This is a genomic window from Streptomyces sp. 147326 (assembly GCF_045000215.1).
GTDB lineage: Bacteria > Actinomycetota > Actinomycetes > Streptomycetales > Streptomycetaceae > Streptomyces.
In genome coordinates this window covers 877,317-890,253 of sequence record NZ_CP134201.1, presented here as the reverse complement: position 1 = coordinate 890,253, position 12,937 = coordinate 877,317, and the positions used below count along the sequence as shown (strand labels likewise).

Genomic DNA, 12,937 nt, shown 5'->3' with positions numbered 1-12,937 from the left:
CGGGCGCGATCGGGGGCTCAGTCGCCGTCGACCACGTCACCCCTCGTGGGGCCGGTCCGTCGCAGGTCGGAGTCGGTGAGGGGCTCCAGCTCGCCATGGGTGTCCAGCCAGTAGAGGAAGAAGACGGCCGGGACGATGAGCAGCAGGGCGACGAGGCTGACCACGGACAGCCAGATCAGCGTCTGGGAATCGCCCGCGGCATCCGCCACCGTGAGGGACGTGGGGATGAGGTAGGGGCGCTGGGCGAGCCCCCAGGCGAAGACGGCCGCGCCGACGGTGCCGACGGTGCTGAAGCGGGCCCAGTGCGTCCGTCCCCGCAGCACGAACAGTGCCGTGGCGGCGAAGAACACCGCGGACACGATCGCGAGGGCGAGCCCCGCACCGTGGGTCAGTCCGTGCCAGACGTGGGGGGCGTCGACGCGGGTGACGAGGAGCACGCCCACCGCCGTCAGGGCGACCGCGACGAGGCTGAGCAGGGCGCGGAGCCGGAAGTAGCCGACGAGGTCGGGTGCGTCGAAGCGTGCGGCGTCGGAGGTCAGGAACACGGCGCCTAGGAGTGCGGTCCCGGCCACCGTGACGAGGCCGAACAGGAGGGACGCGGGGTTCGCCCACGCGTCCGCCGAGGCTTCGGTACCCGGTGCGATCCGGCCGGTGGCGATGGCTCCGACGGCCGCCCCGAGGAAGAACGGGGTGAGCAGGGAGGCGATGGCGAACACGGCGCCGTAGAGGCGCCGCCGGGCCAGCCGGCGGCTGGGTTTGCGCAGGGCGAATCCGGCGCCGCGCAGGACCATGCCGAGGGCGGCCAGCGCCAGCGGGAGCCACATGGCGGTGAACACCGTCTGGAACAGCACGGGGAACCCGGTCCACATGAGGACGAGGACGAAGATCAGCCAGACGTTGTTGACCTCCCACACGGGTGCCATGGCGTGGTCGATCAGCCACCGGGGGCGCTTGCCCCGCTCGGCTCCGCCGGCCGTCAGGTCCCAGAAGCCCGCGCCGTAGTCGGTCCCGCCGCCGCAGGCGTACGCGGCCACGGCCAGCAGCAGAACGAAAGCGACGAGGTCGGCCATCACGTTCCACCTCCTCCGGACGGAGTGGAGCCGCCGTCTCCCGAGGACGGGGCGTCGCCGGCCGGGACAGGAGGGCGCGGACCGTAAGGAGTGATCGCCTCCGGTGCCTCTGCCGTCCGTCCGTCCGCCTGTTCGTCCGCCAGGCGCCATCGGTCGCGCATCTTCAGCAGGATGGTGAGGAACGCCCCGAAGATGAACACGTACACCACGACCACCAGGCCGAACATGATCCAGAGGGTGGTGGAGCGGGTCGAGGTCACGGCCTCCGCGACGCGCATGTTCTGGTAGACGATCCAGGGCTGGCGCCCCACCTCGGTCGTGATCCAGCCGCATTCGACGGCGACGACCGAGGCGACGCCGGCGCAGGCGGCGCTGCGGTAGAACCACTTGGACTCGGGCAGCCGGCGATGGCGCAGCCAGGCCAGGGCGTACCAGGCGACCAGGAGCAGGAGCACGCTGCCGACCCCGACCATGATGTCGAAGGCCCAGTGGGCGATGGTGGCCTGGGTGGCGTTCGGCCGGTCACTCGCCGGTACGGAGGTCAGTCCCGTCACCACGGTGTCCGGGCTGAACCCGGCCAGGATGGAGTCCAGCTGAGGGACCTTGATGCCGCCGGAGACCGATCCGTCCGGGTGGAGCCGGCCGAACAGGTACTCCGGAACGTGGCTGTCGGTCTCCCAGACGATCTCCATCGCGGCGAACTTCACGGGCTGCTTCTGGAACACCTGCCGGGCGATCGAGTCGCCCAGGACGAACTGCACCGGAGTGGCCACCGCGGCGATGGTGAAGGGGATCGTGAAGCCGAGCCGGTGGTAGCGGTCCCGGCGGCCGCGCAGCCATCCGACGGCGTAGACGCCGGCCACGACGTAGCCCGCCGTCAGCAGCATCGCCACCACGAAGTGCCAGTACTGCGGCCCGAACATCGGGGTGAAGATGGCCTTCCAGACGTCCACGTCGACCGGGTTGCCCTGGGAGTCGAGGGTGAACCCCTGCGGGGTGTTCATCCACGAGTTGGCCGCCAGGATGCCGAAGGCCCCGAGCAGCGCGGTGGCCGGCAGCGGCAGCCCGAGCAGGAAGTGGGTACGCGGCTTCAGCCTGCGCCAGCCGTACAGGTAGATGGCGATGAGCACGGCCTCGAGGAAGAACGCCCAGGCCTCGACACCGAAACCGATGCCGAAGACATCGCCCCACTTGCCCATCAGCCCCGGCCAGAGCAGGCCGAACTCGAACGACAGTACGGTGCCGGTGACGACGCCGATCGCGAACTGCACGGCCATCACGGCCGACCAGCGCCGGGCCAGCAGCAAGGCCGTGGCGTCGTTCTTGCGCAGACCGCGGTAGTGCATGACCAGGGTGATGAGCGGCAGTGCCACGCCCATCGGCACCAGGATGATGTGCGAGGCGAGGGTGAAGGCCATGAGCTCCCTGGCCGGGAGCAGTTGGGCGGGGGCGTCTGCCGCCAGCAGGTGGACCGTGGTGTGCATGCGTTCCTTTGCCGCTCGGGATGACGGGCGGGACGAGGGTCAGCCGCCGGTGGCGAAGCCGGGGAAGAGGGTCATCCCGCCGTCCACGTAGAGCGTGGTGCCCACGACGTAGTCCATGAGGTCGGAGGCGAGGGCCACGGCCGCGTAGGCGATGTCCTCGGGGTCGCCGATGCGCACGTACGGGATCAGCCGGAGCAGATCCTCCAGTGCCTCGGGCGTCTCCCACGCGTCCCGGTTGATCGGTGTCTTGATGGCTCCGGGAGCGATCGCGTTCACGCGGATCTTCCTGGGCGCGAGTTCCTGGGCCAGGGTCGTCATCAGCATGTGCACGCCGCCCTTGGAGGAGGCGTAGTTCGCGTGCCCCGCCCAGGGGATGATCTGGTGGACGGAGCTCATGCAGATGATCTTTCCGGCCGAGCGGGACACCTCCGGGACGACGCCGCGCCGCAGGAACTCCTTCGTCGCTTCCCGCGCGCAGAGGAACTGGCCCGTCAGGTTGACGTCCAGGACCTTCTGCCACTGGGCGAGCGTCATCTCCTCGAACGGGGCGTCGCGCTGCAGTCCGGCGTTGGCGACCAGGATGTCGATCGTGCCGAACTCCCGGACCATCCGGTCCATCATGGCCACGACCTGGTCCTCCCGGGACACGTCCGCCTCGTAGGCGGCGGCGCGTACGCCGAACGAGGTGATCTCCTCGACCACCTTCTCGGCCTCTTCCGCGCCGGCCACGTAGTTCACGACGACGTCGGCGCCGGCCCGGCCCAGGCCGATGGCCGTGGCCTTGCCGATTCCGCTGTTGGCGCCGGTGACCAGCGCCTTCTGGCCCTTCAGCAGGTGAGCGGGGATCACTCCCCGCGGTACGCCCTCGGTGGAACTCACGATCGACTGCCTCCTCGACTGCCCGATCCGGTCCGCCGGACCGCGGCCCGACAGGGTCCGAACGCCACCGAATCACCCTGTCCGGAGATCGGCGGCCCGGGCGGGGTGCTCTTGGGCCACGCGGCCGAGCATCACCCCCCGGTCGGAGGAAGCTCCGGGGTCATCCCAGCCGTTCCATGAGGTGGTCGCCCACCCGCAGGGCGTTCGCGATCGCCGTCAGGGACGGATTGACCGCCCCGATGCTCGGGAAGAAGCTCGTGTCGACCACGTACAGGTTGTCGAGATCGTGGGCCTTGCAGTTCACGTCCAGGGCGGACGAGGCCGGGTCGTCGCCGAACCGTACGGTGCCGGCCTGGTGCGCCGTGGCGCCGATCGGCATGCCCTTGTGGAGGTAGATGCTGCGCGACAGGAGCTGGTGCTCGTGCATCCCCAGATGGCCGAGCATGCCCTGCAGCTTGTGCCGCAGGCGTTTCAGCCCCTCGATGTTGTTCTTCTCGTCGAGCACGAGACGGATGGTGCCGTCGCCCTCGAGGGTCACCCGGTTGTCGGGGAGGGGAAGGTCCTCGCCGCACAGCCAGAAGTCGACCGCGTGGTGGGCCATGACTTCGAAGGGCATGTCGGGGGTCACGGCGCCCGCCCAGCGGGGCGCCTCGCCGTGGATCTGGTCGGCGTCCGACTTGCCGAGCATCTGGATGCCGCCCAGCGGGTAGTCCCAGTCGTCGGCGCCGAGGTACCAGTCGTGCAGGGCCAGGGTCTTCTGGAACGTGGTGTCGTTGGGCTCCTTCGAAACGGCCATCAGTGCAAGGTTGTTGTGGCGCATGTAGTGGCGGCCGACCACGTCGGAGCTGTTCGCCAGCCCTCGGGGGTGGCGGTCGTCGGCCGAGGCCAGAAGGAGCGCCGCCGAGTTGACCGCCCCGCAGGCGACGACCACGATGTCCGCGGAGTAGGAGGCTTCGAGCCCGTCCTCGCTCCGCGTCACGACCGTGCTGACGCTCCGTCCGGTCGGGTCGGTCTCCAGCCGGACCACCCGCGCATTGGTGATCATTTCGACGTTCGGGTGCCGCAGGGCCGGCTCCACGCAGATCACCTGCGCGTCCGACTTGCCGCGAACCAGGCAGGGGAAGCCGTCCACGCGGTCGCAGCGGATGCAGACGCTGGATTCGGTCGCCCGCCCGTTCTCGTCCTGCCTCAGGTTGACGCCGATGGGCAGGTGGAACGGGTGCAGGCCCCGCTTCTCCAGGTCGTCGCTCAACTGCTGGATCCGCGGCTCGTGCTCGACCGGCGGATAGGCGTACTGGTCACTGTACGGGCCCTCCCACGGGTCCTCCCCGTGGCGTCCGTGGACCAGGTACAGGTGCTCGGCCTGCGTGTAGTAGGGCTCCAGGTCCTCGTACCGGATCGGCCAGGCCGGCGACAGGCCGTCGTGGTGGCGGAGCTCCCCGAAGTCCTCGGGCCGCAGCCGGAAGAGGGCGGCGCCGTAGAACTTGGTGTTTCCCCCGACGTAGTAGTTGACCTCGGGCGTGAACTCGTCGCCGTGCTTGTCCAGCCAGAACTCCGGGGCACGGTACCTGCCCTTCACGAACACGGCGGTGGAGTCCCAGTTGTCCCGCTCGCGGGGGAGGTAGTCACCGCGTTCGAGGATGAGTACCCGCTTGCCCGACGGGGCGAGCCGGTGGGCGAGGGTACCGCCGCCGGCGCCCGAACCGATGATGACGACGTCGTAGTGCGGGGAGTCGCCCACGGCGACCACCGTCCTTGCGCTCGCGGGCCCGCCTGTCACCGGCCCTCTCTCTGCGCGCTGCCGGGACGCGGCAGCCACCCCACCTCTTCGAACGTATCCCTCCTTCCCGGGCGCGGCGACCGGACGGCGCGACCGGACGGCGGGACCGTACGGTGTGACGTACGGCGTGACCGGACCGCGTGACCGGACCGTGCGACCGTACGGCGCACCCGCCCCCGGCCGTCACAGAACGGCGATCGGGTTCACGGGCGAGCCGGTGGCCGACGGAAGTCTGAGCGGCGCGACCACACACAGGAAGGACCACCGGCCCTCGCGGGCGCACGCCCGGGTCAGCTCCTCGAACTGCAGGTAGTCCATCAGGTGCAGCCCCATGGCGTGCACCGCCAGCACGTGCACGGGAAAGTCGACCCCGGCCACCGCGCTGGGTGCGGTGTCGTTGTTGCCGTCCGAGCCCAGCGCGGCGACCTGCCGATCGGCCAGGAACCGTACGGCCGCGGGATGAAGGCCGGCCCGGGCCCGCGCGGTGTCCCACGCCCCGCGCTCCTGTCGTCGGGGGCGATGCCCCACCCGTACGAACAGCAGGTCGCCCGGCAGGACCCGGACCCCCTGGGCCGCCTCCGCCGTCGTCAGGTCGGCGGCGGTCACGTGGTCCCCGGGCTCCAGCCAGGGCACGCCCCGCAGCCGCGGAACGTCCAGGAGCACGCCACGGCCGACGATGCCGTCCCGGACGACCTCCACGGAGAGCGCCCTAGCGCCCTGGGACGTCACGCTGCTCGCCGGCACACCGTTGTAGAGCTCCCCGTCGAACAGCACGTGGCACAGCGCGTCGAGATGACTGTCCGCGTCCCCGTGCACGTTCATCGCGAAGCGGTCGCGCGCGAAGTGCAGCCCGTCGCCGCCGGTCTCACCGGTCTCCCCGTCCGCGGGCGCGATCATCCGGTGGCGTGCCGGTTCGGGATTGTCCGGGCCGGGCAGGGTCTCGATGGGTGCGGCGAGGGACACCGAACGTCCGGAGCGGACCTCGGCGGCAGCGGCCACGACGCGCTCGGGCGTCAGGTGGGCGAGCGCACCGCGCCGGTCGTCCGGGGCACGCGTGCTCCTGTCGCGCAGCTCCTCGTACAGCGCGCGAAAGGCGTCACCGGTCATGGGCCGCGGCGTCGACGGCCCGGTGTCCGGGGTCACCAGGACCCCCACGGGGCCAGGCCCCACCGGAAGACGTGGCTGTCGCCCGGTTCCAGGACGGTGAGCCCCGTGCCACTGCGGAAGGCGTCGGCCGGGCAGGACATCGGCTCGATGGCGACGCCGCGCCGGCGCCGCCCGGGCTCCGACAGCGTGTCCCCGGTGTAGACCTGCACGTAGCGGACGCCCTCGACGAGCCGTACGTCGATGCCGTGCCGCCCCGAAGGGTGCGCCAGCCGGACCGTGCAGTGGCCGGCGGGGTCCCGGTCGAGTCCCGTGTACGCGGTGTCCAGGTGCTCCTCGCCGATTGGCCGGGCGGTGCGGAAGTCGTACGGCGTGCCCTCGACCGGCTCCTCACCGGTCGGCAGGCCGTGTTCGTCGGTACGGAGCCGGTGGCGGGCCGGTACGGTCAGCAGCGCGGTGTCCACCAGGTCGGTGCCCACGGTCAGATAGGGGTGCTGGCCCACGCCGTAGGGCGCGGCCGTGTCCCCCACGTTGGTGGTGGTGACCGTGGTCTCGAGCCCCTCCGGGCCCAGCCGGTACTCGGCGGTGACCTCCAGCTGGTACGGGTACCCCGGCTGCGGGAAGAGGGTGGTGCCCACCGTGACCGCGTCCTCGCCGCGGGCCAGCGGCTGCCACGGCACCCACCTCAGGAGCCCGTGGATCGCGTTGCCGTTCTCCGCTTCGGTCAGCGGGAGTTGCAGCTCGTCGCCGCCGAAGCGGTAGCTCCCGCCGGCCACCCGGTTCGGCCAGGGCACGAGGAGCTGCCCGCGACCGCCGGTGATCCGCTCGTGGGCGGCGAAGCCGTCGAGGAGCGGACGCCCGCCCACCGCGTAGTGGCGCAGCGCGCCGCCCAGCTCGACCACCACCGCCTCGTGTGCGCCGTGGCGCAGCCGCCACTGTTCTCCTGATGCCGTGGGGGGCATGTGCGGCTCCTCGGTCGGTACGGCGCTGAGCTGGGCGATGATGGCTGCGACAACGGCCTCCGGAGGCCGGCCGATGTCCACCACGCAGGCGTGCTCGTCGGGTTCCGGCTCCTGGAGGTCGGCGAACTGGCTGTCCAGCAGCTGTGGGGGGAAGAAGTGGCCGTGTCTGGACAGCAGCCGGGACCGGATGAGTTGCCGTGAACCGTGCAGGTGGACCAGCCGCACTTCAGGCCGCCCTCCGGCCAGTTGGTCCCGATAGGCGCGCTTGAGCGCGGAGCAGGCGATGACAACGGGTTCCCCCGCTGCGATCCGCCGGCCGATCCAGGCCGCGACGGCAGCCAGCCATGGGCGTCTGTCCTCGTCGGTCAGGGCTTCGCCGGCCGCCATCCGGGCCCGGTTCTCCGGCGTGTGGAAGTCGTCGGCGTCCTGGTAGGCCCAGCCGAGCCGGTCGGCCAGCAGCAGGGCCACCGTGGACTTCCCCGCCCCCGCCACGCCTGTCACGAGCACCACGGTTGCGGGCGCTTCCGTCGCGCGGCCCTGGGGATCGGCCTGACCGGAGGGGGCCGGACGCATCTCGCCGGTCGGTACTCCGGACGGCGGTGCCCGCGTGGGCTCGCGCACGTGGTCCCGCGCCATTCGGCCTCCTTCGCGCGGTACGGCCGGCCCCGTCCGGCCGCCGGAGGGGTACTTCCACTCTCGGCGCACGCAGGCCGCGGTGCACTTCGGCGACCGTGTGGCCGTGCGGCCGTGCGACCGTGCGGCCGTGCGGCGGAAGTACGGGGGAGAGCTCAGACGGAGCCGCCGGACGCACCCGATGCGCCTGCGGCGGGGGGACGGGCGGGCGCCGGTTCCGCGGGTCCGCCTGCGGCGGGACGGGCGGAACCGCGCGGCAGCAACTGGGTCGTCACGAAGGCCACGACGGCCGCCAGGACCACCACCGGAGTCATGGCGACACTGCCGAGCACCAGGACGACGAGCACGATGCTGCTGACCGGCAGCCGCAAGGCACTGGCGGTCGCGGCCGCCATGCCCGCCGCCATGGCCGGTACGACCCCCAGGCCCGGCAGGGGCGCGAGCAGCACACCCGCCGCAGCACCCAGGAACAGCGACGGGAACACGGGGCCGCCCCGCAGGCTGCCCAGGCACAGGGAGTAGGCGACGCTGGTGCACAGCAGCACGGCGATCAGGGCCCCGACCCCCCAGCCGTGCGGATCGGCGGCCAGCTGGCCCAGTGTCCCCTGGCCGGAGGACGCCACGTTCGCGGGCGACCTGCCGGTGGTGAGCGCGTACACGGCGGCGCAGACGCCGGCCGCCAGGGCGCACAGGGTGGTGTGAACGACGGGGCGCTTCGCGACGAACCGTGCGGTCAGCCGCCCCCCTCGCATGATCGTATGTACGAGGGCACCGATGGCCACGGCCATCAGCACCGCCCAGATGACGTCCCCGGCATCGAGCTGCGGCACGGGCACGCCCACCTTCACGGAGAGGCTGGGCGCATCGAAACCGGTCCAGCGGCCGAAACCGGTGAACACGAGTGCACCCACTCCGCTCGACAGCAGTGCGGGCAACATGACCGCGAACAGCTGTGGCCCGCCCACTCCGGCCACTTCGATGAGTATCACCGCCGCGACCAGTGGGCTCCCGAAGATCACCGCGACCGCCGCGGCCGCTCCCGCCGCGCCCAGGAGCGCCGTGCTCTGGGGGGTGGCGGGTGCCCGCGCCAGATCCCTGAAGAGCAGGGCCAGACCGCCGCCCAGGGCGATCAACGGGGCCTCCGGTCCGAGCGTGGCGCCGAGGGGAAGGCTGAGCAGGGCGGCGAGGACCACGCCGGGCAGGGCTCCGGGCGAGACACCGCCCGTGTGGAGTCCCGAGGCGGGGACGTGGCCGCCCCCGCCCGGCAGGCGGGTGACGACGAGCCCGACGGTGGTGCCGGCCACGAGCAGCAGCGGCAGCGGCCACCACCACGGCGGGACGTCCCACCCCAGAGCCTCCGGCAGGCCGTCCCACATCAGGTGCTCCAGCTCGTGGAGTGCGACCAGGAACCAGAACGCGATCAACGACACGGGAACACCGATGAGGGCGCAGAACACGAGCGCCTTGAAATACCCGGGGCTGCGCAGCAGTTCACCCAGCCGGTCCGCCTCTTCGGGCTGTGTCACTTCGGGGGGTGTCCCTGCGGGCGGTGTCACTGCGGAAGGGTCTGCAGGGCGTGGATCCGACGCCGTCATGGGTGTGTCCCGTCTCGGTTCCGGACGTCCGTTTCAAGCGAGGGGTGCGGCCTGCTGCTCGATCTCGGTGGCGACAGGCAGTCCGCCACAGCCATTGCAACATCCAGCCGTGGGCTTCGCACGTTCGAGCGTGCGCAAGGGCACGCTGGAGGGCATCGTCCTCGCGCGGGAGTACCTCGAAAGGTTCTGGGGGACGTGGAGCTTCCTCGCGGAACGACTGGAACGGCTCCGCGAGGGGGCGAGCAACCATGTCCGATGTCGAACTCGCTGCCGCCTGTTCGAACAGGCGGCAGCGAACGGAACGCCGATCCGCGAGATCGTCGGGGAGGACCCGGTGGAGTTCGCCGAGGCGTTCGTCCAGAACTGCTCGGAGGGCGGCTATGTCCCTTGCCCGTGCGCGGAAGCAGCTGACCGACGCCATCGCGCGCGCCGAGGAAGCCGAGGGCGACGTGCGGAGCTGAGCGCGTCAGGGGCGCCGATCGGCCTCTCGGCCGCCCGCCCGACCACGGGGCCGGGCCCGCCCCCGCTGGGCCGTCTCTTTCGGTTCTTGCCGGGCCGACACGATCCGAAAGACACGGCCTAGGCTGGTCGCCGAGATTCGATCAAGGAGCAGGGCAGTGCGAATAGAGCGTCACCAGGTGGGCGGGGCCGTCGTGTCGGCGGCACGCGAGGACTTCACGAACCGGATCGGGGGGCAGGTGCGGTCCATGTCGCGGGCTGGCCGGATGGCCACCTACGAGTGGCAGTCGATCGCCGACAAGTTCCTCGACTACCTGGGCGCCCTGTCCGTCGAGACGCCCGATCTCGACACCGCGGAGGCCAAGACCGTCCTCAAGGACGCCTCCGAGGCCGCGGCCGGCGCCGTCGCGTACGCGGCGTACCACCCGCATTGCAGCTTCAACGTCTTCCTGGAATACGTGAACTTCGGCATGAGCTACGACCCGGGTGACGACGCACCCGAGGAGAGCGTCACGCCCGGGGAGTGGACCGACGCGCTCTGCCTGTCGGTCCTCAGAGACAAGGCCAAGTGGCACGGCGAGGAATTCACCTTCGCCCGGCAGAAGTTCGCCGAGCAGGCGAAGGGAACCCCCGCCGGCGAGCTCGCCACGGGGTTGACGGCCGTGGCCCTGGACGACGCCGGCGACGGCGAGTACCCGCCGAGCACCCAGGCCAAGCTGGCCGCCGTCGACGCGGCCCTGGACCGGATCCGTACCCGTGCGGCGGAGACGGGCGAGCCCCTCCTGGACCAGCCGAACGGCCTGGCGCTGCGGACGCTGCGGGCGCTGGCCGCCGAGGACCGCCCGGGCTTCGACGCCGCACTGGCCGAACTCCTGGTCAGGCACAGCGCCCTGCACGGTCCGGCGGACTCCCCGAGCAGCCTGCTCCCCCTCGTGCCCATCGCCCTGGCCGCGATCGCGTACCGGACGCTGGGCTGGGCGCCGGCCGTTCGCACCGACTACCTCCCGCACGCGCTGGTCACCGGTTTCGAGAGCCGGGGGCCGCGGGTCGGAGGGCTCGGCCGGAACCGGCGTCCGGACGCGGTCGCCGCGCTCGCCGCGGGCCCGCTGGTGGTGGAGCGGCCCGCCTGTGAGCGCGAGGGGATCGCGCGGATCGAGGCCATGTACGAGGAACACCTGCGGGAGGCGTTCGCCCCCGTCGACGGCAAGCCCCTTGCTGTCTGGCATCTGGGCAGCGTGCTGGAGGACCAGGAGCGCCTGTTCCAGTGGCGGGCGGGAAACCCCGGCGACGTTGCGGACGCTCAGCTCGCCACTCTTCGGCTGGCCTCTCAGATGGGGGCGGCCCTGTTCCGCGTCGCGCTGGCGGAGCCGGACACCGAGGTTGAGGTGTCCATCGGCGGGCGCACCCTGCGCTACCCCGCCAAGCGGGGCAGGGAAGCCGGTGCCGGGTACTGGCAGATGGCCGTCGCCTTCGCCCTGATCACCGGCATGCGCGAGGACCTCGCGCCCCTGGTCCTCACCGGCCCCACCTTCGCCCTCCCGGACGGCTCCGCCTTCACCGCGTACCGCGAGGCCCTCCACGCCTATCTGAAGGGCGCCGAGCCCGAAGCGGCCGCGCAGCGGGCGCTTCACGAGGCCGAGAAGGCCAAGGACTGGGGCTTCGCGATGCCGCCGGCCGTGCTGCTCTCTCAGCTGGTGGAGGGCGACGAGGAGAGCTTCAACCTCGCTTTGGCCGACGCGCTGGAAGCCCACCGCGCGTACTACGAGGTCGGCGATCGCTCCGACTACCCGGAGGTCTCCGTCAACCTCGACGTCCTCGCGCTGGCCTGCCACGCCCGCCGTCGCGGCTGGGACATCCGCGTCGAATCCCCCTACCTCCCGCAGGAACTCCTGCGAGCCGCCGAACCCTTCTAGGCCCTTTGCTTTGGATCACCTCGCTGATCAGATCAAGATGGCGGCGAGGTGGAGTCCGGCGAGGTAGGTGGTCCGTCGAGGGCCGTGCAGCCTGCCTGGCCTGCCCCGATCACGCGATGCCCGAGGCGCAAAGTTCTCTGTTTCCCTGGCGGAAGGTGGCTAGGGCGATCTCTTCATCAGCTGTATCGCCTGGGGGACATGGAAACAGACCCGGCACAGGGTGTGCCACCAAGGCCTGCGTACGACCCGGCCGTGCCAGCAGAGGCTCACCGCTCAGGGCCTCCCCGCTGGGCCTGGTGGGTGGCGGGGATCGTCGTTCCCCTTGCTGGCATCGCGGCCAGCGTCTTCGTCGCCACTACCAACAACCCTCGGTTGCGCGCTGCGATGCGGCCGCCAGGGTGTCGTTCATCTGCAGTGCCGCAAGGCTGGACCGGAGCCAGACCTCGTCGTCGATGGCGTGGCGTGCGCGGCGCCCGCCGGGAACTCGTTCCCGTCTGAGAATGCCCTGCTGTTCGAGGAGCTCGGTGAAGGACTCCGTGAAGTCCTGGACCGCTTCGGGGTTCCGCCCATGGCCGGTGTCGGGCCCGGCGGCGGTACCGGCACCTCGACGTACGCCGACCCGGAGAACGGGCTCACCGGAATCCTGCTCACCCGGGTCGGGCTGACCACGCCGGATCCCGCGAGGCTCATCAACGACTTCTGGACCACGCTCTACCAGGCGATCTACGACTGACCCCGATCCGCCGAGGCCGGGTCGGGCGGGGTCGGGGTCGGGGTCGGGGTCGCCCGAGGGTGAGCGATCCCCTCGGGCGACCTCGGCCGCGGGATCACCGCCCGGATCCCGCGGCCGACGCGGGTAAGAACGGATCGCGCGGTACGAGTACGCCTTGTCGGCCAGGACCACGTTCGGCGTCGCCCTCGGTCTGCCGACCGGGTGCGGAACCCGCAAGCGGGCCATGAACTGCGGGAACGCGGGTGCGTCCCCGGACCGGGCCCAGGCCCCCCGTCCGGTCCGGCGACAACGGCTCGACCCGCGCCCCCACTCGTCAGTCAACAGC

10 protein-coding genes and 1 pseudogene are annotated in these 12,937 nt (G+C 71.5%); 3 read left to right on the top strand and 8 right to left on the bottom strand.

Annotation, left to right across the window (positions count from 1 at the left end; all coding sequences use genetic code 11):
* Positions 1-17 precede the first annotated feature (17 nt).
* From RIU97_RS04310 to RIU97_RS04280, 7 genes are all read right to left on the bottom strand, one after another.
* Positions 18-1,070: a cytochrome d ubiquinol oxidase subunit II gene (locus RIU97_RS04310; protein ID WP_404953421.1), complete on the bottom strand. Its 1,053-nt coding sequence runs from the start codon at positions 1,068-1,070 to the stop codon at positions 18-20.
* A complete protein-coding gene (locus RIU97_RS04305) occupies positions 1,070-2,554 on the bottom strand; it encodes a cytochrome ubiquinol oxidase subunit I (protein ID WP_404953420.1) in 1,485 nt (494 codons plus the stop codon). Before RIU97_RS04305 ends, RIU97_RS04310 begins: the two co-directional genes overlap by 1 nt.
* 39 nt (positions 2,555-2,593) lie before the next feature.
* Complete coding sequence (locus RIU97_RS04300; protein ID WP_404953419.1) at positions 2,594-3,433, bottom strand: SDR family oxidoreductase; 840 nt, start codon at positions 3,431-3,433, stop codon at positions 2,594-2,596.
* Between the two features lie 160 nt (positions 3,434-3,593).
* Positions 3,594-5,174 carry a GMC oxidoreductase gene (locus tag RIU97_RS04295; RefSeq protein WP_404953418.1) on the bottom strand — a complete coding sequence of 527 codons (1,581 nt, stop codon included), beginning with the start codon at positions 5,172-5,174 and terminating at the stop codon, positions 3,594-3,596.
* Positions 5,175-5,396: 222 nt separating this feature from the next.
* Positions 5,397-6,320 (bottom strand): cyclase family protein, encoded by a 924-nt coding sequence (locus RIU97_RS04290; RefSeq protein ID WP_404953417.1) that lies wholly within the window; start codon positions 6,318-6,320, stop codon positions 5,397-5,399.
* 32 nt (positions 6,321-6,352) lie between these two features.
* Positions 6,353-7,915: a gluconokinase, GntK/IdnK-type gene (locus tag RIU97_RS04285; protein WP_404953416.1), complete on the bottom strand. Its 1,563-nt coding sequence runs from the start codon at positions 7,913-7,915 to the stop codon at positions 6,353-6,355.
* 152 nt (positions 7,916-8,067) lie between these two features.
* Positions 8,068-9,507 carry a chloride channel protein gene (locus tag RIU97_RS04280; protein ID WP_404953415.1) on the bottom strand — a complete coding sequence of 480 codons (1,440 nt, stop codon included), beginning with the start codon at positions 9,505-9,507 and terminating at the stop codon, positions 8,068-8,070.
* A gap of 109 nt (positions 9,508-9,616) precedes the next feature.
* Between RIU97_RS04280 and RIU97_RS04275 the strand changes: the two genes are divergently transcribed.
* The 3 genes from RIU97_RS04275 to RIU97_RS04265 all read left to right on the top strand — a co-directional run bounded on the left by RIU97_RS04275 (position 9,617) and on the right by RIU97_RS04265 (position 12,612).
* On the top strand, positions 9,617-10,090 hold the full coding sequence (locus RIU97_RS04275) for a hypothetical protein (protein ID WP_404953414.1): 474 nt from the start codon (positions 9,617-9,619) through the stop codon (positions 10,088-10,090).
* 34 nt (positions 10,091-10,124) lie between these two features.
* On the top strand, positions 10,125-11,879 hold the full coding sequence (locus RIU97_RS04270; RefSeq protein WP_404953413.1) for an immunity 49 family protein: 1,755 nt from the start codon (positions 10,125-10,127) through the stop codon (positions 11,877-11,879).
* A gap of 568 nt (positions 11,880-12,447) precedes the next feature.
* Positions 12,448-12,612, top strand: coding sequence for a hypothetical protein (locus tag RIU97_RS04265; RefSeq protein WP_404953412.1), 165 nt, complete (start codon positions 12,448-12,450; stop codon positions 12,610-12,612).
* Between the two features lie 68 nt (positions 12,613-12,680).
* On the opposite strand, the pseudogene RIU97_RS04260 reads toward RIU97_RS04265, so the two are convergent.
* Positions 12,681-12,870 (bottom strand): annotated as a pseudogene (locus RIU97_RS04260) (IS5/IS1182 family transposase); the annotation flags it as partial.
* Positions 12,871-12,937 lie beyond the last annotated feature (67 nt).

Bases quoted from the DNA above. Each gene is read 5' to 3' on its own strand.
- RIU97_RS04310 (WP_404953421.1), bottom strand. From the start codon at position 1,070: ATGGCCGACCTCGTCGCTTTCGTTCTGCTGCTGGCCGTGGCCGCGTAC.
- RIU97_RS04305 (WP_404953420.1), bottom strand. From the start codon at position 2,554: ATGCACACCACGGTCCACCTGCTGGCGGCAGACGCCCCCGCCCAACTG.
- RIU97_RS04290 (WP_404953417.1), bottom strand. From the start codon at position 6,320: ATGACCGGTGACGCCTTTCGCGCGCTGTACGAGGAGCTGCGCGACAGG.
- RIU97_RS04285 (WP_404953416.1), bottom strand. From the start codon at position 7,915: ATGGCGCGGGACCACGTGCGCGAGCCCACGCGGGCACCGCCGTCCGGA.
- RIU97_RS04280 (WP_404953415.1), bottom strand. From the start codon at position 9,507: ATGACGGCGTCGGATCCACGCCCTGCAGACCCTTCCGCAGTGACACCG.
- RIU97_RS04265 (WP_404953412.1), top strand. From the start codon at position 12,448: ATGGCCGGTGTCGGGCCCGGCGGCGGTACCGGCACCTCGACGTACGCC.